The sequence below is a fragment of the Modicisalibacter xianhensis genome (assembly GCF_900113605.1).
Taxonomy (GTDB): domain Bacteria; phylum Pseudomonadota; class Gammaproteobacteria; order Pseudomonadales; family Halomonadaceae; genus Modicisalibacter; species Modicisalibacter xianhensis.
Map to the genome: position 1 here is coordinate 144,408 of NZ_FOPY01000001.1, position 23,581 is coordinate 167,988.

Genomic DNA, 23,581 nt, shown 5'->3' on the forward strand with positions numbered 1-23,581 from the left:
TAAATGAGCATCTTGAGTCGGTTTTTAACGCCGTATGGTTGAGTGCAGACATTTTTTCAGACAGAGCGTAGGTGAGACGCATCAGGGAGACTCGCCAGGGGCAAACGTCGCATCGAGTGGCACGACCTCGAGGGTCAACCCATCGACGGCGACGACCTTGAGATGTTGGCCTTTTTCCACCGGCTGGCGGCTGCGTGCATTCCAGCGCTCGCCACCCAGGCGTACATGGCCACTGGTGGTGAAGTTCTCAAGCGCCACCGCCTCGGCGCCCAGCAACTCGTCATGCCCGGTACGCGGGCGCTTGCGACGCATCCTCACGAAGCCAATCACCGCCCAGAGCATGAACCCCGAGGCCACCAGGGCCACTCCCCCGATCAAGGGAACCGATACCGCCATGTTGCGATCGTCCATCAGGATCACCGACCCCACCACGAACGCCACGATGCCGCCGATACCCAGAATGCCGAAACTCGGCATTAGGGCTTCGCCAACGATCAACCCCAGGCCCAGCAGCACCAGTGCCAGCCCGGCATAGTTGACCGGCAGCACCTGGAAGGCGAACAGCGCCAACAGCAGGCTGATGGTGCCGATGACCCCTGGTACCATGCCGCCGGGATTGATCAGCTCGAACAGCAGGCCGTAGAAGCCGACGATCATCAGCAGGTAGGCAACGTTGGGGTCGGCGATGATCGCCAGCAATTCAGTGCGCCAGTCGGGCTCGATACGCTCGAGGGCTAGCCCCGCGGTATCCAGGGTCAGCGTCCCGTCGCGCATGACTACCTCTCGACCATCGATCTGCACCAGCAGGTCCTCGATGTCGGTCGCCACCACGTCGGTCACGTTCTGCTCCAGTGCCTCGCGGGCGGTGAGATTCACCGCCTCGCGAACGGCGCGCTCGGCCCAATCAGCATTGCGCCCGTGGCGCTCGGCCAGACTGCGGATATAGGCCACGGCGTCCTCGAGCACCTTGCGCTCCATGGCCGTATCGCCTCGGCGCGGCTCGCTGCTCTCCGGATTTCCGTCACGCCCCTGCTCGGGCGGCTCTTGCCTGTCCGGGCGCTCGTCGCCACCGCCAGGCAGGCCACTACCACCGATACTGACCGGCGTTGCCGAGCCCAGGTGAGTGGCCGGCGCCATGGCCGCTACATGGCTAGCCATCAAGAGATAGGTGCCGGCACTTGCGGCACGAGCGCCCTGCGGCGCGACATACACCACCACAGGCACCTCGGACGCCAGCATGGCCCCGATCATGTCGCGCATGGCCGCATCCAGACCACCCGGGGTATCCAGTTGGAGGATCACGAGCTCGGCTCCCTGGCTCTCGGCCCGTTGCAATCCACGCTGGAAATAATCGCTGGTCGCCGGGCTGATGCTGCCGTCGATGGTCATGACCAGCGCAGTCTGACGCGACTCCTGCGCGCCAGCCACCCAGGCCAGCAATGCCCCGCAACACAACGAGACCATCCAGACGACGCAACGCAAGGCGCTCGAGGCGCGGAGGGAATTCATCACGGCGACCTCCCGGCCAGGAAAAGCCCGGTCCTGCTACCACTGTAGCCCACTCCAGGGCACCGCCGTGTGGTGTCAGATCAAGTCATCTAAGGCAAGTCCCAGAAAAATCAGCGCCGGGTGGCTTGAGCAATCGTCCAATCTGCGGCGATCATCAAAAATCGTCAATTCGTTTAGGCCTCGCATGAGCAAGGAAAGCCAGCCAACACTCAGCATCATCATCCCCACCCTCAACGAGGCGGCGACCATCGAGTCACAGCTGTCGTCGCTGCTGGGGCTATGGGTGTGTGGCTGTGAAATCATCGTGGTCGACGGCGGCAGCACCGACGATACGCCTCGGCTCGCCGCGCCCTATGCCAACCAGGTGATCGCCAGCCGGCCCGGGCGAGCCACGCAGATGAATGCCGGCGCCCGCGCCAGCCGCAGTGAGCGGTTGCTATTTCTGCATGCCGATACACGTCTGCCCCGGCGTGCCGACAAACTGGTCCTGGCAGCCCTGCGCAATGGCCAGCGCTGGGGACGCTTCGACATTCGTCTGGAGGGCCACTCGTCCTGGCTACCGGTAGTGTCACTCGCCATGAACCTACGCTCACGATTGACCGGCATCGCCACCGGCGATCAAGCGCTGTTCATGACGCGTGACGCTTTCGAGGCGGTCGGCGGCTTTCCGGAGCAACCCCTGATGGAAGATATCGAACTCTGTCGACGCCTGAAGCAGCTTTCGCCGCCCGCCTGCCTGCGCGAGCGAGTTTGCAGTTCGGGGCGGCGTTGGGACTGCCAGGGAGGGTGGCGAACGATCGTTCAGATGTGGCGATTGCGCTATCGCTACTGGCGAGGCACCGACAGCCAAACCCTCGCGAAGGAATATCATGACGTCCGCTGATACCACATTTCCCCTGGCGATACTCGCCAAGGCGCCTATCCCCGGCCAGGCCAAGACACGCCTGATACCGCAACTGGGTGCCGAGGGGGCGGCCGCGCTACACCGCCGGCTGGTCTGGCAAACGCTGGAAACCGCCGTGGTAGCCACCAAGCCGGAAGCCATCACGCTATGGACCTCCCTGGCCCACCCCGGCTCACCGGACTACGCCTTTTTCGCGACCTGCCGCGAGCGCTTTGGCATCCAGCTCCGCGAGCAGCCAGTCGGCGATCTGGGCTGGCGCATGCATACCGCACTCGCCACCATGCCGGGGCCCGGCATGGTGATTGGCTGCGACTGCCCGATGCTGACGCCCGACCTGCTGAAGCGCTGCTACGCCGCATTGCAGTCGGCGGACTGTGTCTTCCTGCCTGCCGAGGATGGTGGCTATGCCCTGGTCGGCGTGTGCCGTGCCGAGCCTTTTCTGTTCGACGACATCGACTGGGGCAGCGACCGGGTCATGCGACAGAGCCAGGAGCGCATCGAGGCCCTCGGCTGGCGCAGTGCCTGCCCTGCCATGGTCTGGGATATCGACCGTCCCGAGGACCTGATACGCTGGCAGTCTTGGCAGCAAGTTCCCACCTGAGCGGTCACTTGCCCGCCGCCTCGCGCGCCACCTCACCCAACATGCCGGCCATCTCGTCGAGCGGCAAGTCACAGTCCCGCAGGCCATGGCGTTCGGCCAGGTAAGCCGGTGAATTCCACTCGATGCGCGTCCCGTCATTGACCTTGCGAACCACCATCTTCTGGGGCAGATCGAGAGCCACACTTCCCTGGCACTGCATCATCGCCGTGCCGACATTGGGATTGCCGAAGATCACGGTCAACGTAGGCGGTAGTTCTTGCCCGGCATCGACAGCCCCTTGGGTATGATCGATGACCGTGAACAGCTTCAGATCACGCGCCTCAAGCGCCTTGCGCAGCTTGGCCTCGACCTCGTTGACCGACTCCTGACTGGTAACATGCTTGATCCCCGGAAAGGGATCTTCAGCCGTTGCTGACTGGGCAAGGCCCAGCGTGAGGATCAACAGCAGGATGCTGAACGTTGTGCAGCGACGGGCTGGGATACGTAGTGTCATGACAGGCTCTCCCTGCTTGGGCGGTCGCTGTATCAGCCGGCATCGCCATTGAAGTAACGGTAAGTCCCACGCTGTGCCATTGCCTCGGCAATGCGCCCCAGACCCTGCCGATAGGCGGCAGTACGCAGCGAGACCCGCTTGTCTTCGGCCAGGTCGAAGCAGCGAGTGGCCTCACGGTCCATCCGCTCGACCAACCTGGCCTCGACCTCATCGGCGGACCAGTAATCGCCGGTACGATTCTGGACCCATTCGAAGTAACTGACGACCACCCCGCCGGCATTGGCCAGCACATCCGGCAGCACGGTGACGCCGCGCTCCTCGAGACGAGCATCGGCTGCCGACGTCACCGGGCCATTGGCGATTTCCAGAAGGCTGTCGGCGCGCACCCGGTCGACATTGTTCTCGTCGATCTGGTTTTCCATCGCTGCCAGCACCAGCACATCGACATCGAGCGCCAGCAGATCCTCGTTGCTCATATGCTCAACGCCGGATTCCTCGCATAGCGAGGACTCGCAGTACACCATGCCCTTGAGTTCGCGGGTGGCATGCTTGTGTTCATGGATAGGATCGGGGTCTAGTCCATCACGCGACAGGATGGCGCCTTTCGAGTCCGACAGCGCCACGATACGGTAGCCGTCCTGCCGGGCCAGGCGGGCAAAATGGTAGGCGGCATTGCCGAAGCCCTGCACGGCGACGGTCATATCCTGGGGTGTCTTGCCCTGACGCTCGGCCCACAGGTTCAGCACTTGCAGCGCTCCACGCCCGGTCGCCGCCACGCGCCCTTCGGACCCGCCCAGGCCAAGCGGCTTGCCGGTAATCACCGCCGGCACCTGTCGGCGGGCGATCTGGTCGTATTCGTCGGTCATCCAGCCCATCACGGTGGGGTTGGTATTCACATCAGGCGCGGGGATGTCGCGGTCAGGGCCGATGATGTCGTGAATGGCGCGAATGTAGCCACGAGACAACCGTTCCAGCTCGAGGCGCGACAACTGCTTGGGATCGACGCATACACCGCCCTTGGCCCCGCCGAAGGGCAGGCCGAGCACGCTGCACTTGATCGCCATCCAGAAGCTCAGCGCCGTGACGTCGTCTTCATCGACGTCGGAGTGAAAGCGAATGCCGCCCTTGGTCGGCCCACGGGTATCGTCGTATTGCACCCGCCAGCCCTGAAAGACGCGTAGCGAGCCGTCATCCATGCGTACGGGGATGCTGACACGAATGCTCAACCGGGGCTGGGCTAGACGCTGGCGCACGTCCTCGTCAGCATCGAGATCGTCATAGATGGTTTTCAGGCGCGACTGGGCATCGCCCAGGGTGGTTTCCATATCGGTCATGAACTCGCTCCTTCGAGTCGATGGTCGAACGTCCTGTCATGCCGGTCAGGGCGCGCTGCAACTGGCTCCGAAACGGTAGCAACTGAAACAGCGGTGATGGCGTAGCATGACACGGGTGTCGAGACTGTCACGCAGGCTATCCGCCGCATAATCGGGATCGTCATCCACTAACGTACAAGCGTAGACTTTTATGCGCCCCTGCTGCTTGACCAGCATGCGGCTGTAGCTGCACATGAAGTGCGCCCGGCTCGCCTCGGTCGGATATTTTTCCATGCACTGCTCGGTGATTTCCGGCGAGTCGCCGTCGCTGCCGGGCGTGCCAAAGTCGGGAAACGCGGTGAAGGCCAGATCCTCGGGCAGGCCTGCTCGCTTGAATATTCGTCGGAATGCCGCTTCGACCGCCTCGGCGTCTTCCTCCGGAGACTGCTGACGGGCCACCGACACGTCGAAGCCTTGCTCGTGGAGCCAACGAATGCCCTGCAACGCCTTGGCGAAACTGCCTTCTCCCCGGTCCCGGTCGTGGCGTGAGGGGTCGGGATAATCGAGACTGACCCGAAAGCGAATCGGGAACGGTTGCGAGACCAGAGGCAACAGCTGATGCGCACGCCGTAACAACGGGTCTGTGGCGTTGGTCAATACGAAGCAGGGACGCCGCTCGCTGGCATAGCGCAGGATGTCGATGAAGCCCTTGATCACGAAGGGTTCGCCACCGGTGAAGGAGAACTGCTTCACGCCCAGGTCGACGGCTTCGTCCAAAAAGGGCTGGACCTCGGCAAGGTGCAGGGCATTGAGCCGGTCGTCGCCCGGGCGGGAGCCTTCCAGACAGAAGGGGCAGGAAAGATTGCAGGCCGTGCCGGTATGCAGCCACAACTCGTCGAGGCGCTGAAAATCGATATAGCCACGGGGCGCATCGTTGCGGGTATGTGTCCATGCGCCACGTAGCGGTCCGGAAGTCGTTGCATCGACAGCAGGTATTCTGCCTTGCTCTGACGCCGAATCTGTTAATGTCATGAAAGACTCCCTCGGGTATCGGAAAACGACGATGGCCCGCACGCGGTCGCCAGGAAAGGGCGAACGCGTATAACCACTGACCAACGGCAAGGATGGCCGTTCCATTTTCACGGATGATAAAAGGGTGGTTGTTTCTTGAAACGTAACAAGCTTTTCCTGCTGCTTCTCGTTGGGCTGGGTCTCGGTGCGTTCTTCGCCCTTGATGGCGACGACCTGCTCGAGCTCGAGTTCCTGCGCGCCCAACTCGATAACTTCCACAGCTGGTTCGACGACTCTCCATGGCTGATGGCGGGCGGCTTTTTCCTGATCTACGTGACCGCTGCAGGCTTATCGCTGCCTGGCGCCGCCCTGCTGACGCTGCTCGCCGGAGCGTTGTTCGGCCTGGGCAAGGGATTGCTGATCGCCTCCTTTGCCAGCTCGATCGGGGCCACCCTGGCTTTCCTGATGTCACGCACGCTGTTGCGCGACACCATTGAAAAGCGTTTCAAGGGCGCGTTGCGAAGCGTCAATCGTGGCCTGGAGCGTGACGGGTCTTTCTACCTGTTCAGCCTGCGCCTGGTGCCGATTTTCCCGTTCTTCGTCGTCAACCTGGCCATGGGCGTAACGCGCCTGAAGACCCTCACCTTCTATTGGGTCAGCCAACTGGGCATGTTGCCCGGTACTGCGGTGTACGCGAATGCCGGGAAGCAATTGAGTACCCTGGAATCGCTCGAAGGGATCCTGTCCCCCGAGTTGCTGTTCTCGCTGATTCTGCTGGGCCTGTTTCCGCTGGTAGGAAAAAAAATCGTCGATGGCGTGAATCGACGCCGTCAGCGTCGCCATTTTTCGCGTCCCCGCCACTTCGACTACGATATCGTGGTGATCGGCGCCGGCTCGGCCGGCCTGGTGGCCAGCTATATCGCCAGTGCAATCAAGGCCAGGGTAGCGCTGGTCGAACAGCATCGCATGGGCGGCGATTGCCTGAATACCGGCTGTGTACCTTCCAAGGCGCTGATTCGCGCAGCACGTGCCGCTCACGAGGTACGCACGGCCTCGCGCTTCGGCGTCCATGCCGGCGAGCCCCGCATCGACTTTGCCGACGTCATGGCTCATGTGCATGATGCCATCGCCAAGGTCGCCCCGCATGATAGCGCTGAACGCTACACCCAACTCGGCGTCGACGTGATCGAGGCTCAGGCGACCCTCGAGTCACCCTGGGTAGTGAGCGCGGGCGAGCGCCGGCTGACCGCGCGACATGTGGTCATTGCCACCGGCGCCCGCCCACGGCTTCCCGACTTGCCTGGGCTCGAGAATGTCGAAGTACTGACTTCGGAGAACCTGTGGGCGCTGGACACCCTGCCCGAACGGCTGGCCATCCTGGGGGGAGGCGCCATCGGCTGTGAACTCGGTCAAAGCTTTGCGCGCCTGGGCAGTCAGGTCACCCTGGTCGAGGGCGGGCCTCGATTGCTGGCCAAGGAGGATGACGATGTCAGTGACCTCGTCCGGCAACGCCTGTCTGCGGAAGGCGTGACCGTGCATACCGACACCCGCCCCGTGATTGTGGAAACCGATGAGAAAGGCCAGCACGCCTTGATCGTTGAGCGCGACGGCACGCATCACGAGATACCCTTCGATCGGCTACTCGTCTGTGTCGGTCGCCAGGCCAATGTCGAAGGACTCGGCCTCGAGTCACTGGGCGTCCTCACCACCGATCAGGGGACACTGGAGATCAACGACTACCTGCAGACCCGCTGGCCCAATGTCTGGGCGTGTGGCGATGTCTGCGGTCCGTTTCAACTGACCCATGCCGGCGCACATCAGGCATGGCATGCCACGGTCAATGCGTTGTTCGGGGACCTGAAGCGGTTTGCGGTCGACTATCGCGTCATCCCTGTCGTGACCTACACGCAACCCGAAGTTGCACGCGTCGGCCTCAACGAGCGACAGGCTCGCAGCGAAGGCATCAAGTACGAGGTGACGCACTACGCCCTGCACGATAACGACCGGGCCATCGCCGAAGGCGCCACGGAGGGCTTCGTCAAGGTGCTGACCGAGCCCGGCAAGGATCGCATCCTGGGCGCGACACTGGTCGGGGAGAATGCCGGCGAATGGCTGGCCGAAATTACCCTGGCCATGAAACGACGCACCGGCCTGAACAAGTTGCTGGGCACCGTCCACCCCTACCCAACCCTGTCCGAAGCCAGCAAGTCCGCTGCCGGGCAATGGAAGAACGCCCACAAGCCCGAACAACTGTTACGCTGGCTGGAACGTTACTTCGCCTGGCGCCGTCACTCGCGGCGGCAATGATAAGCGGAGTAAGCTTCTTGTATACTGCGCGACGCGGCCGATTCGGCCGCGTCCGCTTTCCATCGTTTACCCAAGAAGGAAAATGTCGATGTTCAAGGACACGCTGCGCAAGCTGACGCTCGCTTTGACCCTGATCGCACCGGTGGCCGCCGCCGAGCCGCTGGTGTTCACTGCCATTCCCGATCAGGACGAGACCAAGCTGCGAGAGCGTTTCCAGAAGGTGGCCGATTACCTGGCCGAGGAGCTCGATACCGAGGTCCGCTTCGTGCCGGTGAAATCCTATGCGGCAGCCGTGACCGCCTTTCGCAACAATCAGGTCCAACTGGCCTGGTTCGGGGGGCTTTCCGGCGTTCAGGCGCGCCAGCTCGTGCCCGGCTCAGAGGCGTTGGCCCAAGGGGTCGAGGATGCCCAGTTCCGCACCTATTTCATCGCCCACGAGAGCACCGGGCTCGAACCGTCGGATCATTTGCCGGAAGCCATGAAGGGCATGACCTTCACCTTTGGTTCCAAGGGCTCCACTTCCGGACGCCTGATGCCGGAGTACTACATTCGCCAGCAGTTCGACGCCGCCCCCGAAGACGTATTCAGCCGGGTCGGCTTCAGCGGCAACCATTCGCGCACCATCGACCTGGTGGAATCGGGCACCTATCAGACCGGCGCACTCAACTTCGCCGTGTGGGAGAGCGAAGTCGCGGCAGGCAATGTGGATACCGATGCCGTCCAGGTGATCTGGGAAACGCCAAGCTACGCCGACTACCAGTGGACTATCCGCGGCGACGTCGACGAGCGTTTCGGTGAAGGCTTCAAGGAGCGGGTCCGCGAGGCGCTGGTCGGCATGGACGATCCGGAACTGCTCGCCAGTTTCCCCCGTGAAGGCTTCATTCCGGCCAGCAATGACGATTATCAGGGAATCCTTGAGACGGCACGGGCGCTGGACCTGATCGACTGATGAGCGCCCTGGCCCTCGAGCGGATCAGCGCCGCGTACGGTGAACGTCGTGTCCTTGGCCCGCTGACGCTGCACATTGCCCGTGGCGAGAAAGTCGCCTTGGTAGGGCATAGCGGTGCCGGCAAGTCCACGCTGCTTGACTTGATGTTCGACAAGCAGCGCCGGGATATCGCCCTGCTGCCCCAGAACCTAGGCCTGGTGCAGACCCTGAGCGTGTTCCACAATGTCTACATGGGCCGCCTGGCGGCTCATTCCACGTTGTACAACCTGGCCAACCTGATCCGCCCGTTGCCCAAGGAAGTCCGCCGCGTACGCCAGGTCCTCGAATCGCTGGACATGGCTGACAAGCTGTGGGCACCGGCCGGTGAGCTGTCGGGTGGCCAACGCCAGCGTACCGCCATCGCCCGGGCACTCTACCAGCCGGCCAGCGTGCTGCTCGCCGATGAGCCGGTGTCCGCGCTGGATGGGCCGCGCGCCATATCGGTCATGCAGGCGTTGAACCGGCATTTCGAGACCAGCGTGATCGCGCTGCACGACGTGGAACTCGCCCTGCGCCACAGTACGCGCATTGTCGGCATTCGTGATGGCGGCATTGCACTGGACAGGCCAAGCGAGCATATCAGTGCCGGCGATCTGCACTTTCTCTACGACGTTGCCGCACCGGCCGCCTGATGCTTCGTTCTCCGACAGACAATTCTGCCATGCGCCGATCCGCCACGGTGCGCACCAGCGTCGGCTTCGTGGTCGTGGCACTGCTGTGCCTGGTCATCGCCGATATCCAGGTCACTACCGTGGCGCCCTGGCGCGAGCTGGGACGGCTGCTCACCGGCCTGGTCACACCGGACTTCAGCAACCCGGCAGCAATCGGCACGGCCCTGCTGCGCACGGTTGCCTTTGCCTTCGTTGGGGTCGCCCTGGGCGCATCGGCCGGCTTCCTGCTGGCGCTGATCTTTCACCTCCGGGTGGTACGCACGCTCTGCGCCTTCGTGCGTGCCATCCATGAGCTGTTCTGGGCGCTGATCTTCCTGCAGTTCTTTGGGCTTCACCCGTTGACCGGCGTGCTGGCGATCGCCCTGCCCTACGCTGGCGTATTCGCCAAGGTCTATTCGGAGATTCTCGATGAGGCCGACCCGTTGCCCATGCAGGTGCTGCCAGCAGGCACCGGGTTGATCTCCGGCTTCCTGTTCGCCCGGGTGCCGGACGCCTGGCCGCATCTGGTCAGCTACACCGCCTACCGCCTGGAATGCGGCCTGCGCTCCAGTGCGGTGCTCGGCTTCGTCGGCATGCCGACGCTGGGCTTTGCGCTGCAATCCTCCTTCGCGCAGGGCTACTACTCCGAGGTCGGCGCCCTGCTGCTGGTGTTCTTCGTGCTGATCGCCACGTTGCGCCTGTGGGTACGCCCCTGGCTGGTGCCGCTTTATGTCGCCGTATCGCCGTTCCTGCTCGGCACGGGCCTGCCGATCATGTGGGGCAACGTGGCGCGTTTCTTCACTGAAGACATCGTGCCGGCCCCACTACGCCACGGTGAAGGCTGGGCAGCGCTCTGGCAGTGGTTCAGCGACCTGTTGCTTCACGAGGCCCTGCCTGGCGTGTGGACCACCGTGGTGCTGACCCAGATTGCCCTGGTCGGTACCGGCCTCATAGCGCTGCTGGCCTTTCCACTGATCTCGCGCCATTTCACCTCACGCCCCGGCAGCGTGCTTGGTCACGTCGCGCTGGTCGTGGCCCGCTCGACACCGGAATATCTGCTGGCCTATGTCCTGCTGCAACTCTGGGGACCTTCGATGCTGCCAGCCATTGTCGCGCTGGCATTGCACAATGGCGGGATCATCGGTCACTTGATCGGCCGCCGCAGCAACGAGATCACCCTGCGCCCCGACGCCGCTCACGGGCTCGACCGCTATGCCTACGAAATGGTGCCGAGACTCTACGGGCCGTTTCTCGCCTTCCTGTTCTACCGCTGGGAAATCATCATGCGCGAGACGGCGATCCTCGGCATCCTGGGCATCGCTACCCTGGGCTTCTATGTGGACAGTGCCATTCAGGAGTTGCGCTTCGACCGCGCCCTGGTGCTGATCGTGATCACCGCCCTGCTCAACATCGGCGTCGACAGCCTGGCTCGCACCTTGCGCCGCCGCCTGCGGCTACGCCACATGGTCAATTGCGAGCCGTGACTGCCCGGCCAGCTCAACCGAGCCGGTCGAGCAGTTCGTCTAGATCGCTCACCGTCAGGTCCGGCTCGTCGCCCCACGGGTCGAATGGCGCTTCGGCGCTACGCCGCACCCAGGCGGCATGCAGCCCGGCATGCTTGGCGCCGATGATGTCGAACGGATTGCTGGAAACCAGCCAGGTATCGTTGGCTGCCGCTTCGACACGGTTGCGTAGATAGGCATAGACCGCCGGGTCCGGCTTGAAGCGCCGCACTTCCTCGACACTGACGATGTCATCGAAGTACTGCAGGATGCCTGCGCCTTCGAGAAGTTTGGACACGGCCTGTCGGCTGCCATTGGAAAACGCCACACAGCGCACCTGGCGACTTTCGGCGATGCGCGCCAGGGCATCGGCGGCATCGGGAAAGGCCGGTAGCGAGGTGTAGGTGGCCATCAGGCGATCCTTGGCGTGCTCGGAGAGTCGCGTTCCCATGGCCCGGTCAACGTACTCCAGCGCCTCGCGGGTGCACTGAGCGAAGTCGACGTAAGCCCCCATCAGGCCACGGCGAAAGGCATACTCGAGTTGCCGGTCGCGCCAGCGTTGGGAAAACGCCATCGCCTGATCGCCGACATGCTTGCCGAGTTCATCGATCACACCGTGCGTATCGATCAGCGTGCCATAGACGTCGAAGGCCAGCACTTTCTTCATGTCAGGGCTCTCCATCGGTAAAATGCACTAACAAACTGGACAGTTTTTCCGGCCCCGGCAAGCTTTCACTGTGACAAACCCAGTCTATCTCCGCACACTACACGTTTGCGTACACTCATTCTCAGCATGACCCGGCATCGGGGATTGATTCGAGGCACCAAGATGGCATTCAAGATCTACGTGGACGGACAGGAAGGCACGACCGGCCTGCGCCTGTTCGATTATCTCAATGGCCGCGACGATATCGAGCTGCTGCGCATCGATAGCGACAAGCGCAAGGACACCCGCGAACGCGCCCGGCTGCTCAATGCCGCCGATGTCGCTTTTCTCTGCCTGCCCGACGACGCTTCTCGCGAGGCCGTCGCGCTGCTGGAAAATCCCGACACCTGCCTGATCGATGCCAGTACCGCATTTCGTACCGCAGACGATTGGGTCTACGGTTTGCCGGAGTTGGCTCCCGGCCAGCGCGAACGCATCCAGACCAGCAAGCGCATCGCCAACCCGGGCTGCCATGCCAGCGCCTTCGTGCTGTTGACCCGCCCCCTGGTGGACGCCGGCCTGCTGCCTGCAGACTATCCGGTCTCGGCCTTTTCACTGACCGGCTACAGCGGTGGCGGCAAGAAACTGATCGCCGACTATGAAAGCGATGCCGACAACCGTTTGGCGGCACCGCGTCCTTATGCCCTGCCACTGGGCCACAAGCACCTGCCGGAAATGCGCCTGCATGGCGGCCTGTCGTCGGCCCCGGTGTTCAATCCCATCGTCGGCCCGTTCCTTAAGGGCTTGGCCGTGACCGTACCGCTGCATGTCTCGCATCTCGCCCCGGGTGCCAATGCCGAGGCGATCCGCGAGGCCTACCTCAAGCATTATCAGGGCGAACGCTTCATCCAGGTCATGCCACTGGACGATGCGGCCAACCTGGACAATGGCTTCTTCGACGTTCAGGGCGCCAACGACACCAACCGGGTCGACATTTTCGTGTTCGGCGGTGCGGAGCGCCTGGCACTGGTTGCCCGACTGGACAACCTGGGCAAGGGCGCAGCCGGTGCCGCCGTGCAGTCCATGAACATTCATCTTGGCGTGGACGAGGATACCGGCCTGTAAGTTGTCCTGAGTGAGAGCCTTCGTTACTTTGAAGACGAGGGTGCGCCACGGAAGGCGCGTTCAGTGAACAACAAGGCAAGGATTGCCCATGGCCGATTCCAGGGATAAAGAACGTCTTCACGTCGTGGACGCCATCAGGGCCTTGGCCCTGTTCGGCGTGCTGGTCATGAACCTGCGGGACATGTCGGGGCTGAACTTCCTGACGGCGGAAGCGCTGGCTTCACTGCAAGGGCCGGTCGACCAGGCCGTCGACTTTCTATTGCATGTGGTGTTCGACGAGAAGTTCCTGTCCTCGTTTTCGTTTCTCTTTGGCCTGAGCTTCTACTTGCTGCTCGAACGCAAGTCCGACCAGTCGGGTTTCATGGCGATGTACTTTCGTCGCCTGCTGGTCCTGGCCGGCTTCGGCCTGATCAACATCGCTTTTCTGTACTGGGCCGATATTCTGCTGGTCTATGCCGTGTTCGGCACCACGCTGGTGCTGATGGTACGCCTGCCACAATGGGTGTTGCTGGCCATTTCGACGCTATTTTTGTTCAGTGCGCCGGTGGCACTGGCCCTGGCTGGTGCCGTACGCGGCGACACACTGCAGACGCCGGAAGAGCTGGAGGCATTGCGAACATTTGGCAGCTCTGCCTACTGGCCCAACGTCGTCGAGAGCCTGAGCCTGTATTTCGGGCTCGGCAGCTCCGGCCGCCTGGTCGAGCTATGGGACCATACCAACGTTTACGGCATGTTGCTGTTGGGATTATGGGCCGGACGCGCGCGGATTCCTCACCGTGTCGATGAGCACCGGTTGCTGTTACGCAGCGTAGCCTCCCTCTGCCTCCCGGTAGGCCTGCTGCTGACGCTGCTGTGGGAAGTGATGCCCGACACCGACCCGCTCACTACCGTCATGCGTATCGGCGCGCCGATCCTGGCGATCGGTTACATGTCGCTGGGCGCCCTGCTGCTCAGCCGCCCCGGCGCAAAGCGCATTCGGGCCTGGCTGGCGTTTCCGGGCCGGCTGGCATTGACCAACTACCTGGCGTACGGCCTGATCGGACAGGTGCTGCTGTATGGCTGGGGACTTGGCTGGATCGGCACTCTCGGCTCTGCCGAGATTCTGTTGCTGGCCGTCGGGATTTATGCCGTGGCGCTCGTGCTGAGCCGGCTGTGGCTGATACCGTTCAGGATGGGGCCGATGGAGTGGATGTGGCGGTGTTTGACTTACCTCCGCCCCTCTCCTTTGCGCCGTTAGGCCCGATCTGCTGCGCGTCGGCCATACGTCGTTGAAATCCGTCTCGCCGTGCTCATTTACTCCAGTAAACTGCGCAGGCTCGACAGATTTCTCCTTGTCTGACCTAGCTCGCTAGATCGTAGGTGTAAGTGCCAAGACCACTCTTTCATGCTCTCGGCAGCGGTGCTGGCGAGCAGATCTCCTCGACGGCCTGTTCGCTGCCGCCCGGTAGCACGCGAGCGAAGAAGCGGCACACGTTGAGACCAGCGATGTTGCGGATGGTACGTTCGTCGAAGGGGTGGGCACGCTGACGCATCACCGCGGTCAGGATGTCGAGGTCGCTGACATCGAAGAACGGTGTGACCGAGCCGTCGTAATCCGAGCCGAAGGCGACATGGCGACCCGGTTCCAGCCCCATTCGCTCGGCGATCTGCATGACGTGCTGCATGGCATCGGCGATATTCCAGACGCTGGGCCCTACGGCGTAGGGCCAGTAGCCGATGCCGATCACCCCGCGATGCTCGAGTACGGACTCGACCTGCTGATCGCTGAGGTTGCGTGCCGGCCGGCACGGGTCCTCGCAGCTGCCCTTGACGCCAGTATGCGAGACCATGAACGGCTCGCTGAGGATCCGTGCGGCATCGTCCATGCCCTGTTGCGAAATGTGCGCGACATCCACGGCAATACCGAGACGCTCTGCCGTCTTGAGAGCCCGTTCGCCCATCGGGGTCAGGCCATAACGCTCACAGCCCTCACCCGAGCCGGCGAGTGCGTTGTCAAACCGATGGTTGGGCGCAAATTGGCGCACCCCAAGGTCGAAAAGTTGCTGCATGTCCTCGTCGACCGCCTGCAGGTCGTCGGGGGTATTCCCGACCCAGTGGCCGCCCTCGATGCCCAGCACGGCCCCCACGACTTGCTGGCCGGCGCGGCGATCGGCCATCAGTTGTCGCAGGTCATCGACATGGCGGATCAGGCGAAGCTCGGGTCCTTCGCGCTGCCTGGAGCGCTTGATGGCAGCCTTGAGACGCTCGATCTGGTAGATGGCCCGCTCGCGGGTACTGAAGGCCGGGCGACCCTGCGATGCTGCCAGCAGGGCAGCCATGTCGACACTACCGCCGCTGACGCATTCCTCACCGTTGCGGTAGCGATCGCTGCTGCCATACGGCAACGGACTTTGGGTGACGATAGTAAAGGACTGTAGTGCAACGTTCCCTTCCACCAGTCGTGGCAGATCGACATGCCCCCACTCGCTGCGTACCAGCAGGTCGCGATCCCACTTGAGCGTATCGACATGCAGGTCGGCGATGAACAGCGACTCGTGCAGTGACTTGTCCTCGGCTGTGGGAACAGGCGCGTCGGGATCGGCCGCAATCCGGTTCATCAAACGGTCGTAGGTTTCCGCGCCGAAGAGGCGCACGCCGCCCAGCAGTACCAGCAGGAACACCACAATGATGCCGCAGCTGATCAATATCCCTCTCAGCATGTCTCATCCTTGAGCACGTGTGACGGTTCATTGGGAATACACCTGAACGGCTTCAGGAGCAATCGCTATCAACAGCGCAGGGCTATAGTCCCAGACGACTCAGTGCATAGTTGGCAATGGCCGTATCCTGCACACCGGTCCCGGTGAGATCGCAGACGGTGATGCTGGACGGCGAGACACGCAGGCGCTGCTCATCGGCAATCACGCGGCCCAGTTCGTAGACCTTGAACGGCGGCTCGCCACCGGCATAGGCCTTGAGTTCCCCGTTGTGTTCGCTCTGGGCCCGGGTATCGCAGACGAAAGCATCGGCGCGGGTCATTACCGACTCGTCGAGCTCACGCTTCTCGGGGCTGTCCGAGCCCATCGCCGTGACATGCACCCCCTCCGGTAGATCCTGCGCGGTCAGGATCGGCTGACGGGCCGGAGTGGTAGTCACCACGATATCCGCCTCGGCGCAGGCTGCCTTGACGCTGTCATGGACACGGACCGTGAAGCCCTGGTCCTGCATGCGCTCGGCATACGCTTCGGCCTGCTCACGGCGACGCGCCCAAACGTCGAGCGTATCGACGTCCCGAATGAGTTGCAGCGCTCGCACCTGCAGTTCGGCCTGTTCACCGGCACCGAGTACCGCCACGCGGCGGCTGTCTTCGCGAGACAGGTGCTTGGCAGCAATGGCACCGGCCAGGGCGGTACGCACCGCCGTCAGGTAGCCTTCGTCAAACAATACCGCGTCGACCAGCCCGGTCTTGGCCGAGAACACCATCATCAGACCATTGAGGCTCGGCAAGCCAAGCTTGGGGTTGTCGAAGAAGCCGGGGCTGACCTTGATCGCGAAGCGCTCGAAGCCACGGATGTGCGCCGTCTTGACGTCGACCTCGCCGTTGGACTCCTCGATGGCCATCGACAGAATGGGCGGCTGCACCACCTCGCCACGCCCCAATGCCGCAAAGCCGGCTTCGACGGTGGTCAGGGCATCGCGGTCGAGCTTGACCGCCGCTTCGATGGCATCGCGCTGATATAGCTGCATGACACTCTCCAATTCCGATTTGCGTGTTGAGCGAACGGCTGCCTACCGTCCTGCGAGCGAGCGCGCCCTGTCAAACGTAGCCAGGTCGATGCCATTGCCCGAAACGACCAATGCCACCTTCTGGCCGCGGATGTCCAGTCCGTGCTCATCGAGGGCCGCCAGGCCGACAGCGGCCGCGCCTTCGACCAGCATTTTCTCATGTGCCAGCAGGTCGACCATGGCCCGTGCAATGGCGGGCTCCGAGACCTGGACGTGATCGTCCATGACCTCGCGCACCAGCGCAAACGTGCAGGCATTGTCGAGTCCGATGCCGCCTCCCAGCGAATCGCCCAGGCTTTCGACTTCCTCGACATCCACCGGCTGGCCGGCCTGCAGGCTTTCCCACATCGCCGCGCCGCGGGACAGGCTCACCCCGGTAACCTGCACCGCCGGCCGGATGGCCTTGACGGCGGCACCGATGCCACCGAGCAAACCACCACCTGACAACCCGACGATGACCCGGTCGAGGCTCGGCTGATCCTCGAGCAGTTCAACGCCGATCGTACCCTGCCCGCTGGCGATCAGTGGATGATCGAACGGCGGAATCAGGGTCATGCCCTGCTCGTCGACCAGCCGTGCCACCTCCCCGAAGGCCTCGTCCTGGCTGCGCCCCACCCGACGTACCTCGGCACCCAGCGCCTCGATGGCCCGCACCTTGTTGGCCGGCACCAGTTCCGACAGGCAGACGATTGCCGGGACGCCCAGGCGCGCCGCCGCAAAGGCCACCGCCCGGCCATGATTGCCGGTGGACGCCGTGGTCACGCCGCGTTGCAGCGACTCGGCACCCTGCCGCTCCATCAGTGCCGCGATCATGTTGGTGGCGCCACGCAATTTGAACGCCCCGCTGGGCTGCTGATTCTCGAGCTTGAGGTAGACCTCGGCGTCGAAGCGCTCGGAGAGTGCCAGCGAACGCACCAGCGGCGTGCGCGCCACTTGTCCCTGGATTCGCGCTCGTGCCTCGTAGATCGATGCCAGCGTCACGCCGTGGGTGGGTTGGACCATGGAGCCTCCAAGGCAAATAAACCTGACTCACATAAACAGTAGCGCTGCGAAAGCAGAACTTCCGCAGCGTTGTATTGCCAGTGATTTAGGGGTTGAACGCAAGCGAGCGCAGTCAGTTCAAGCCTTGAAGTCACCCGAGCGGACCAACTCATCGGTCACCCTATCCACTGCCCGCTTGGCACGCGCCACGATATCGTCCACCTCATCGCGGCTAACCACCAGCGGCGGCGCGAAGCCGAGGATGTCGCCGTGCGGCATGGCCCGGGCGATCAGGTTCTCTTCCAGCGCTGCGGCACTGATGCGCGGGCCGACCTTGAGTGCCGGATCGAAATGCTCGCGCCGGCGCTTGTCGGCCGAGAATTCCAGCGAGGCCAGCAAGCCGACGCCACGTACATCGCCGACTAGCGGATGCTCGGCAAAGGTAGCCTGCATCTGCTGCTGGAGGTAGGCGCCGGTTTCCGCGGCATTCTGGGTCAGGCCCTCGCGCTCGATGATGGCCAGGTTGGCCAGCGCAGCCGCAGCCCCCAGCGGATGGCCGGAGTAGGTCCAGCCATGGCCGATCGGGCCGTATTCACCGGTACCCTGCTCCAGGACACGCCATACCTTGTCACCGACAATCACGCCGGACAGTGGCTGATAAGCGCTGGTCAACCCCTTGGCCACGGTGATCAGGTCAGGCTTCATGCCGTAGAAGTGTGAGCCAAAATCGGTACCAATACGTCCGAAGCCGCAGACCACTTCATCGGCGATAAGCAGCACATCGTACTTGGCCAGTACTTGCTGGATCGCTTCCCAGTAGCCCTCCGGCGGCGGCACGATGCCGCCGGTGCCGAGCACCGGCTCGCCGATGAAGGCAGCCACGGTGTCCGGCCCTTCGGCGAGGATCATTTCCTCGAGCTTGCGTGCACAGTCCTGGGCGAACTCACGCTCGCTCATGTTGGCCTGATCGTCACTGCGACGGTAATAGTACGGTGCCTCGGTATGGCGGATCGTCTCGATCGGCAGATCGAAATGGTCATGGAATGCCGCCAGGCCGGTCAGCGAGCCGGATGCGATGCCAGAGCCGTGATAGCCGCGGTTGCGCGAGATGACCTTCTTCTTCTGCGGCCGCCCGAGCACGTTGTTGTAATAGCGCACGATCTTGAGCTGGGTCTCGTTGGCATCGGACCCGGACATGCCGTAGTAGACCTTGGACATGCCCATGCCGGCGAGTTTGATGATCTTCTCGGAGAGTTCAACCAGCGGCTCGTTGGTGGTACCGACATAGGTATGGTAGTAGGACAGCTCCAGCGCCTGCTTGTAGATCGCCTCGGCCATCTCGGTGCGCCCGTAGCCGATATTCACGCAATACAGCCCGGCGAAGCCATCGATGAACTCGCGGCCTTCCTTGTCGACGATACGAATGCCCTGGCCGCCGCTGATTACCCGGCCCGGCGCATCGCCATGGGCGAAGTCACGCAGGTGAGTAGACGCATGAAACGTGACCTTGCGGTCGCGATCGATCAAATCCTGATGGGCGCTCACAGCAGCCTCCTTGATGTTTTATTGCGATATAGCTTTTGATTTTTGAGTACAGATCACTGCAGGAGCTCTGCGAGCGAAGGCCAGGCAAGGCGGACTTCGACGAAAACAGCGGAGTTTACTGTTGTAAATGAGCATGTTTAAGTCGAAGTCCAACACAGCATGGCCGAGCGCAGCTAGCTCCAAGCGATCAACTTCCAGAGACGGAGCCAAGCCCACCAAGGCAGTAGTACTTCGTATCCAGATACTCCTCGATCCCTGCCGTGCCGCCTTCGCGCCCCAGCCCGGACTGCTTCACACCCCCGAACGGAATGGGTGGACCGGTCATCTTGACGGTGTTGATCGACACCATGCCGTTCTGCAGCGCACGCAGCATCATCCAGATACGCCGGATGTCATGCGTGAAGACATAGGCCGCCAGGCCGTACTCGGTATCGTTGGCCATCTCGATGGCTTCTTCATCGGTCGAGTACTGGGTGATGCCCGCCACCGGTGCGAAGTTTTCCTCACGCCAGATCTTCATGTCGCGTGTCACGTCGGTGACCAGGGTGGGCATGAAGAAATTGGAGCCTGGCGCCATGGACTGGTCGCCGTGCACCAGGGTGGCCCCGCGCGACAGGGCGTCGTCGACGATGCTCGAGGCCTTGTCCACGGCGCGGCGATGGATCAGCGGGCCGATATCGATCTCGCTGACCAGGCCGTTGCCGACCTTGAGTGCCTTCATGCGCTCGGCGAAGTGCTCGACGAACTCGTCGTGAACGTCTTCGTGTACCAAGATCCGGTTAGCCGCCAGGCAGTCCTGCCCTGCGGTCTGGAACTTGGCAGCCACGGCAGCGTAGGCAGCCTCCTTGGGATTGACGTCGGGGCCAACGATGAACGGCGCATTGCCACCGAGTTCCAGCGACACCCGCTTGACGGTGCTGGCGGACTGCTCGAGCAGCAGGCGGCCGATCGGCGTGGAGCCGGTGAACGACAAGGCCTTGACGCGCTCCTCGTGGCACAGCACGTCGGAAACCTGCGCGGCATCGCCCAGCACCACGTTGAACACGCCAGCCGGGATTCCCGCCCGCTCGGCCAGTTCGGCCAGGGCCAGCGCGGAGAACGGCGTCTCGCTGGCCGGCTTGACCACCACGGTACAACCGGCAGCCATCGCCGCGGCGGCCTTGCGGGTGATCATCGCCAGCGGAAAGTTCCATGGCGTGATCAGCGCAGCCACACCTACCGGCTCCTTGATGGTGCCTAGCGCCGCGTTGGGAATGTGGCTGGGAATGGTCTGGCCGAAGGTGCGCTTGCCTTCCTCGGCGAACCAGCGCACGAAGCTGGCACCGTACTCGACCTCGCCACGCGCATCGGGCAACGGCTTGCCCTGCTCCAGTGTCATGATGGTCGCCAGGTCTTCGCGATTGGCCTGCAACAGGTCATACCAAGCCAGGAGCCGCTCGCAGCGCTCGTCGGCCCGCAGCGAACGCCAATGCACGAATGCCTGGTCGGCGGCCTCCACGGCCTCGCGGATCTGGTTCGGCTCGAGCAGCGGGATGTGCCCCAGCGTTTCCTCGGTCGCCGGATCGATCACGGCCTCTTCGCGGCCGCCATCACCATGGGTCCACTTGCCGCCGATGTAGGCGTACTGGCGAAATAGACGCGGATCGTTGAGCTTCATGCTGCACCTCCTGAAACGAAAAGACGCCGGTAACGGCTTGTCTTGACGCACAGGTTAGCGGCTCAACGCGGTCGGGTGTTTTTGTCCCGGCGCAGCACGGATACGGTTTTTTTCGGAGTTTTGCGTTTCGGGCAGGATTTTTTCTGCGGACCGGCCAGGCCCGCTCAGGCAGGAGACGACAGGGCGCCACTCAGCAGTTCGAGACGCCTGCCGCGATGACAACAGATTAGGTTGAGGTCACAGGCGCGGGCGACTTCCACTGCCATGGCCGAGGGGAGCGACAAGGTGGCCAACGTAGTGATGCCGGCACGCACGGTCTTCTGTACCAGTTCCAGGCTACAGCGACTAGAGATCAGCACAGCTTGCGGCCAATGCCCGCTGCGCAGGCTGTCGCCGATGACACGGTCGAGGGCATTATGGCGGCCGATATCCATGCCGGCCGTGATGACCTGACCGGTGGCATCCAGCCCCAGAGCGCAATGCTGCCCGCGCCGGGAGTGAGCCTGAAGAGCCGTCAGGCCCTGCTGCAAGGCTTCAGCGGCCAGGGGCGGCGTGGCACCCAGACGAACCAGCCCGGCCATTACCTGCGCCTCCTCGACGGCGCCGCAGGCGCCACAACTGGATACCGAGGCTTCACGCGGTGCCGTCTCGAGCGCTCTGGCCGCCAATCGCTCCGGTACGTTCAGGCGCACGGCCAGGCCATGACGTAGACGCGAGCGCTGGATGGATTCCACCTGGTCGATACGTTCGATCCAACCCGCGGTATAGGCGTGGCCAATGGCCAGCGCCTCCAGCGACTCCGGCGTGGCCAGCAGGGTGGCCATGGCAATGTCGTTGAGCGCCAGGGTGATAGGCAGTTCACTGGGGCCATCGAACTCGCGCAGCGGGCGATGGCGCTGGTCCTCGTAGCCAGCAGAAGCCGGGGGGGCGTCCTGCACAGCAGGGTGACGCGCCTCCGGCGGGATGACCACGCTCGGGATCGGGGAATCGGGCATGTGACGGCTCATGGAAAAACGATCATGAACACAGCTTAAGCCCCGGCAGGCAGTGTCGCCAACCGGGTTCATGCCTCATCGAGGGAGAGCGGCGGATCCTGGCGTTTCACCTGCTTGGTGACGATGTAGGTAAAATAGCGTTCGATACCCACGTCGGACACCAACCACTCGTCGATCAAGCGCTGATAGGCGTCGATGGAACTCGCCTCGACCTTGACCAGGTAATCGACCCCGCCGCCCACCGCCACGCATTCGGTGACTTCGGGCGTGTCGCGCACGAATTGCTCGAACCGCGAGAAGCTCTCGACATTGTGCTGCTTGAGTTCGATCTGCATCCAGACCGGCGTCCGTTGGACGATTGCCCGGGGATTGATGCGCGCCGAGTAGCCCTCTATGATGCCGGCCTTTTCCAGGCGCCGCACGCGTTCCCAGCACGGGCTGACCGACAAGTTGATCGCCTCGGCCAAACGCGATTTGGTGATCCGGCCATCCTTGGCCAGAATCTCCAGAATCCTGAAATCGTAGCGATCGAGCTTCATTGATTCGTTATCGTTAGTCTAGCGAGTCGACGACTTCGGCGATCACCGCAATGGTATCGCCCATGTTGACCAGCGACGGGAAGCGCCGTGCCACCAGCACCCCGCTACGCTGGGCATGGTATTCCACGGGCATCGCGCCGGTGCGGGTCATGTCGTAGACACGGGCAAGCACCTCGCCCTTCTCGACCATCTCGCCAAGCGTCACGGTCAGTTCAAGCAGCCCGGTATGTTCGCTCTGCACATAGCAGGAGGCATCGGGCATGTCGACATAGACTTGCGGCTGGCTGGGGCCTGCCAGTTCACCATCGACCAACCCATAGTGGATCAGGAAATTGCGCACGCCACGCTCGGCAATTTCCATGCGCTCGGGCGTGGTGGTCCCGCCGCCGCCCAATTCGGTAGCCACGAAAATCTTGCCCTGGCTTTCCACGGCAGTGTCGAATAGCCGCGCGGCATCTAGTTCGAACATCATCATTGCCGTCGGCGCACCGAACGCCTTGGCGCCTTCCAGCGCCTGGCGCTGCTGATCCTTGTTGTCGAGCAGGTGTGAGGCGGCGAACGGAATGATGTCCAGTGTTCGCCCACCGGAATGCAGATCGAGCACCACGTCGACCAACGGCACCATATAGCGCGTGAAATAGTCGGCAATCTGCTCGGTAACGGTGCCGTCGGGATTGCCGGGAAAGCTGCGATTGAGGTTGCCGCCGTCCATCGGCGAGGTGCGCCGCCCCACTTTGGCGGCCGGCACGTTCATCATCGGCACGATGATCACCCGGCCATGCACGTCCTCGGCCTTGAGGGTATTGGCCAGCTTGAGCAGTGCCGTGATGCCCTCGTACTCGTCGCCATGATTGCCCCCGGTCAGCAGGGCACTGGGGCCGTCGCCATTCTTGACCACGGTGACCGGGATCATCACCGCGCCCCAGGCAGACTCATCGTTGGAGATCGGCAGCTTGAGGAAGCCATGCTGCACGCCGTCGGCATCGAAATCGACGGTAGCGGAAATCGGGCTGGGTCGCTTGCTCATGGTGCGGCTCCTATCGTTCGGCA

General features: G+C 63.0%; 21 protein-coding genes. 8 read left to right on the forward strand and 13 right to left on the reverse strand.

Annotated elements, in window-relative coordinates; genetic code table 11:
• Positions 1 to 81: 81 nt before the first annotated feature.
• Positions 82 to 1,509 carry an NfeD family protein gene (locus BM194_RS00655; RefSeq protein ID WP_092842713.1) on the reverse strand — a complete coding sequence of 476 codons (1,428 nt, stop codon included), beginning with the start codon at positions 1,507 to 1,509 and terminating at the stop codon, positions 82 to 84.
• Between the two features lie 184 nt (positions 1,510 to 1,693).
• Here BM194_RS00655 and BM194_RS00660 point away from each other — a divergent pair, with 184 nt between their 5' ends.
• Both BM194_RS00660 and BM194_RS00665 read left to right on the forward strand, forming a co-directional pair.
• Entirely contained in the window at positions 1,694 to 2,392 is a 699-nt protein-coding gene (locus BM194_RS00660; RefSeq protein WP_092842714.1) for a TIGR04283 family arsenosugar biosynthesis glycosyltransferase, read from the forward strand.
• Positions 2,379 to 3,014: a TIGR04282 family arsenosugar biosynthesis glycosyltransferase gene (locus BM194_RS00665; RefSeq protein ID WP_092842715.1), complete on the forward strand. Its 636-nt coding sequence runs from the start codon at positions 2,379 to 2,381 to the stop codon at positions 3,012 to 3,014. The genes BM194_RS00660 and BM194_RS00665 overlap by 14 nt, the downstream gene beginning before the upstream one ends.
• Before the next feature lie 4 nt (positions 3,015 to 3,018).
• On the opposite strand, the gene BM194_RS00670 is transcribed toward BM194_RS00665, so the two are convergent.
• From BM194_RS00670 to BM194_RS00680, 3 genes are read right to left on the reverse strand one after another with little or no spacing between them, the layout of a single operon-like run.
• Entirely contained in the window at positions 3,019 to 3,507 is a 489-nt protein-coding gene (locus BM194_RS00670; RefSeq protein WP_092842716.1) for a DUF302 domain-containing protein, read from the reverse strand.
• A 32-nt stretch (positions 3,508 to 3,539) separates the two neighbouring features.
• Positions 3,540 to 4,841: a Glu/Leu/Phe/Val family dehydrogenase gene (locus BM194_RS00675; protein WP_092842717.1), complete on the reverse strand. Its 1,302-nt coding sequence runs from the start codon at positions 4,839 to 4,841 to the stop codon at positions 3,540 to 3,542.
• Between the two features lie 45 nt (positions 4,842 to 4,886).
• A complete protein-coding gene (locus BM194_RS00680; protein WP_092842718.1) occupies positions 4,887 to 5,852 on the reverse strand; it encodes a radical SAM protein in 966 nt (321 codons plus the stop codon).
• A 135-nt stretch (positions 5,853 to 5,987) separates the two neighbouring features.
• On the opposite strand from BM194_RS00680, the gene BM194_RS00685 reads away from it, so the two are divergent.
• The 4 genes from BM194_RS00685 to BM194_RS00700 all read left to right on the forward strand — a co-directional run bounded on the left by BM194_RS00685 (position 5,988) and on the right by BM194_RS00700 (position 11,260).
• Positions 5,988 to 8,138, forward strand: a complete 2,151-nt coding sequence (locus BM194_RS00685; RefSeq protein ID WP_092842719.1) for an FAD-dependent oxidoreductase — start codon at positions 5,988 to 5,990, stop codon at positions 8,136 to 8,138.
• 88 nt (positions 8,139 to 8,226) lie between these two features.
• A complete protein-coding gene (locus tag BM194_RS00690) occupies positions 8,227 to 9,087 on the forward strand; it encodes a putative selenate ABC transporter substrate-binding protein (RefSeq protein ID WP_092842720.1) in 861 nt (286 codons plus the stop codon).
• Positions 9,087 to 9,758 (forward strand): phosphonate ABC transporter ATP-binding protein, encoded by a 672-nt coding sequence (locus tag BM194_RS00695; RefSeq protein ID WP_092842721.1) that lies wholly within the window; start codon positions 9,087 to 9,089, stop codon positions 9,756 to 9,758. The genes BM194_RS00690 and BM194_RS00695 overlap by 1 nt, the downstream gene beginning before the upstream one ends.
• A 29-nt stretch (positions 9,759 to 9,787) precedes the next feature.
• The gene (locus BM194_RS00700) at positions 9,788 to 11,260 is read left to right on the forward strand and encodes a PhnE/PtxC family ABC transporter permease (RefSeq protein WP_092842722.1); all 1,473 of its coding nucleotides are present in this window, start codon (positions 9,788 to 9,790) and stop codon (positions 11,258 to 11,260) included.
• 13 nt (positions 11,261 to 11,273) lie between these two features.
• Here the strand turns inward: BM194_RS00700 and BM194_RS00705 are convergent, their stop codons facing one another.
• The gene (locus BM194_RS00705) at positions 11,274 to 11,945 is read right to left on the reverse strand and encodes a haloacid dehalogenase type II (protein WP_092842723.1); all 672 of its coding nucleotides are present in this window, start codon (positions 11,943 to 11,945) and stop codon (positions 11,274 to 11,276) included.
• 162 nt (positions 11,946 to 12,107) lie between these two features.
• On the opposite strand from BM194_RS00705, the gene argC reads away from it, so the two are divergent.
• Together argC and BM194_RS00715 are read left to right on the forward strand one after the other, a co-directional pair.
• Complete coding sequence (gene argC / locus BM194_RS00710) at positions 12,108 to 13,049, forward strand: N-acetyl-gamma-glutamyl-phosphate reductase (RefSeq protein ID WP_092842724.1); 942 nt, start codon at positions 12,108 to 12,110, stop codon at positions 13,047 to 13,049.
• An 88-nt stretch (positions 13,050 to 13,137) separates the two neighbouring features.
• On the forward strand, positions 13,138 to 14,286 hold the full coding sequence (locus BM194_RS00715) for a DUF418 domain-containing protein (protein ID WP_092842725.1): 1,149 nt from the start codon (positions 13,138 to 13,140) through the stop codon (positions 14,284 to 14,286).
• A 145-nt stretch (positions 14,287 to 14,431) separates the two neighbouring features.
• On the opposite strand, the gene BM194_RS00720 is transcribed toward BM194_RS00715, so the two are convergent.
• The 8 genes from BM194_RS00720 to doeB all read right to left on the reverse strand — a co-directional run bounded on the left by BM194_RS00720 (position 14,432) and on the right by doeB (position 23,558).
• Complete coding sequence (locus tag BM194_RS00720; RefSeq protein ID WP_092842726.1) at positions 14,432 to 15,748, reverse strand: dipeptidase; 1,317 nt, start codon at positions 15,746 to 15,748, stop codon at positions 14,432 to 14,434.
• Positions 15,749 to 15,830: 82 nt separating this feature from the next.
• Positions 15,831 to 16,775, reverse strand: coding sequence for a cyclodeaminase (locus BM194_RS00725; RefSeq protein WP_092842727.1), 945 nt, complete (start codon positions 16,773 to 16,775; stop codon positions 15,831 to 15,833).
• A 42-nt stretch (positions 16,776 to 16,817) separates the two neighbouring features.
• Positions 16,818 to 17,816 carry a hydroxyectoine utilization dehydratase EutB gene (gene eutB, locus BM194_RS00730; protein WP_092842728.1) on the reverse strand — a complete coding sequence of 333 codons (999 nt, stop codon included), beginning with the start codon at positions 17,814 to 17,816 and terminating at the stop codon, positions 16,818 to 16,820.
• A 117-nt stretch (positions 17,817 to 17,933) separates the two neighbouring features.
• Positions 17,934 to 19,340, reverse strand: a complete 1,407-nt coding sequence (locus BM194_RS00735; protein WP_092842729.1) for an aminotransferase — start codon at positions 19,338 to 19,340, stop codon at positions 17,934 to 17,936.
• A 187-nt stretch (positions 19,341 to 19,527) separates the two neighbouring features.
• Positions 19,528 to 20,997 carry an NAD-dependent succinate-semialdehyde dehydrogenase gene (locus BM194_RS00740; protein ID WP_092842730.1) on the reverse strand — a complete coding sequence of 490 codons (1,470 nt, stop codon included), beginning with the start codon at positions 20,995 to 20,997 and terminating at the stop codon, positions 19,528 to 19,530.
• A gap of 164 nt (positions 20,998 to 21,161) precedes the next feature.
• Positions 21,162 to 21,992, reverse strand: coding sequence for a formate dehydrogenase accessory sulfurtransferase FdhD (locus tag BM194_RS00745; RefSeq protein WP_092842731.1), 831 nt, complete (start codon positions 21,990 to 21,992; stop codon positions 21,162 to 21,164).
• A 68-nt stretch (positions 21,993 to 22,060) separates the two neighbouring features.
• The gene (locus tag BM194_RS00750) at positions 22,061 to 22,531 is read right to left on the reverse strand and encodes an Lrp/AsnC family transcriptional regulator (RefSeq protein WP_092842732.1); all 471 of its coding nucleotides are present in this window, start codon (positions 22,529 to 22,531) and stop codon (positions 22,061 to 22,063) included.
• 13 nt (positions 22,532 to 22,544) lie between these two features.
• Entirely contained in the window at positions 22,545 to 23,558 is a 1,014-nt protein-coding gene (gene doeB, locus BM194_RS00755) for a N(2)-acetyl-L-2,4-diaminobutanoate deacetylase DoeB (protein ID WP_092842733.1), read from the reverse strand.
• Between the last annotated feature and the right edge of the window lie 23 nt (positions 23,559 to 23,581).

Coding starts and splice junctions, on each gene's coding strand:
- BM194_RS00740 (WP_092842730.1), bottom strand. CDS start 20,997: ATGAAGCTCAACGATCCGCGTCTATTTCGCCAGTACGCCTACATCGGC.
- BM194_RS00705 (WP_092842723.1), bottom strand. CDS start 11,945: ATGAAGAAAGTGCTGGCCTTCGACGTCTATGGCACGCTGATCGATACG.
- BM194_RS00725 (WP_092842727.1), bottom strand. CDS start 16,775: ATGCAGCTATATCAGCGCGATGCCATCGAAGCGGCGGTCAAGCTCGAC.
- BM194_RS00715 (WP_092842725.1), top strand. CDS start 13,138: ATGGCCGATTCCAGGGATAAAGAACGTCTTCACGTCGTGGACGCCATC.
- BM194_RS00695 (WP_092842721.1), top strand. CDS start 9,087: ATGAGCGCCCTGGCCCTCGAGCGGATCAGCGCCGCGTACGGTGAACGT.
- BM194_RS00680 (WP_092842718.1), bottom strand. CDS start 5,852: ATGACATTAACAGATTCGGCGTCAGAGCAAGGCAGAATACCTGCTGTC.
- BM194_RS00670 (WP_092842716.1), bottom strand. CDS start 3,507: ATGACACTACGTATCCCAGCCCGTCGCTGCACAACGTTCAGCATCCTG.
- eutB (WP_092842728.1), bottom strand. CDS start 17,816: ATGGTCCAACCCACCCACGGCGTGACGCTGGCATCGATCTACGAGGCA.
- BM194_RS00655 (WP_092842713.1), bottom strand. CDS start 1,509: ATGAATTCCCTCCGCGCCTCGAGCGCCTTGCGTTGCGTCGTCTGGATG.
- BM194_RS00665 (WP_092842715.1), top strand. CDS start 2,379: ATGACGTCCGCTGATACCACATTTCCCCTGGCGATACTCGCCAAGGCG.
- BM194_RS00690 (WP_092842720.1), top strand. CDS start 8,227: ATGTTCAAGGACACGCTGCGCAAGCTGACGCTCGCTTTGACCCTGATC.
- argC (WP_092842724.1), top strand. CDS start 12,108: ATGGCATTCAAGATCTACGTGGACGGACAGGAAGGCACGACCGGCCTG.
- BM194_RS00745 (WP_092842731.1), bottom strand. CDS start 21,992: ATGCCCGATTCCCCGATCCCGAGCGTGGTCATCCCGCCGGAGGCGCGT.
- BM194_RS00660 (WP_092842714.1), top strand. CDS start 1,694: ATGAGCAAGGAAAGCCAGCCAACACTCAGCATCATCATCCCCACCCTC.
- doeB (WP_092842733.1), bottom strand. CDS start 23,558: ATGAGCAAGCGACCCAGCCCGATTTCCGCTACCGTCGATTTCGATGCC.
- BM194_RS00750 (WP_092842732.1), bottom strand. CDS start 22,531: ATGAAGCTCGATCGCTACGATTTCAGGATTCTGGAGATTCTGGCCAAG.
- BM194_RS00700 (WP_092842722.1), top strand. CDS start 9,788: ATGCGCCGATCCGCCACGGTGCGCACCAGCGTCGGCTTCGTGGTCGTG.
- BM194_RS00675 (WP_092842717.1), bottom strand. CDS start 4,841: ATGACCGATATGGAAACCACCCTGGGCGATGCCCAGTCGCGCCTGAAA.
- BM194_RS00720 (WP_092842726.1), bottom strand. CDS start 15,748: ATGCTGAGAGGGATATTGATCAGCTGCGGCATCATTGTGGTGTTCCTG.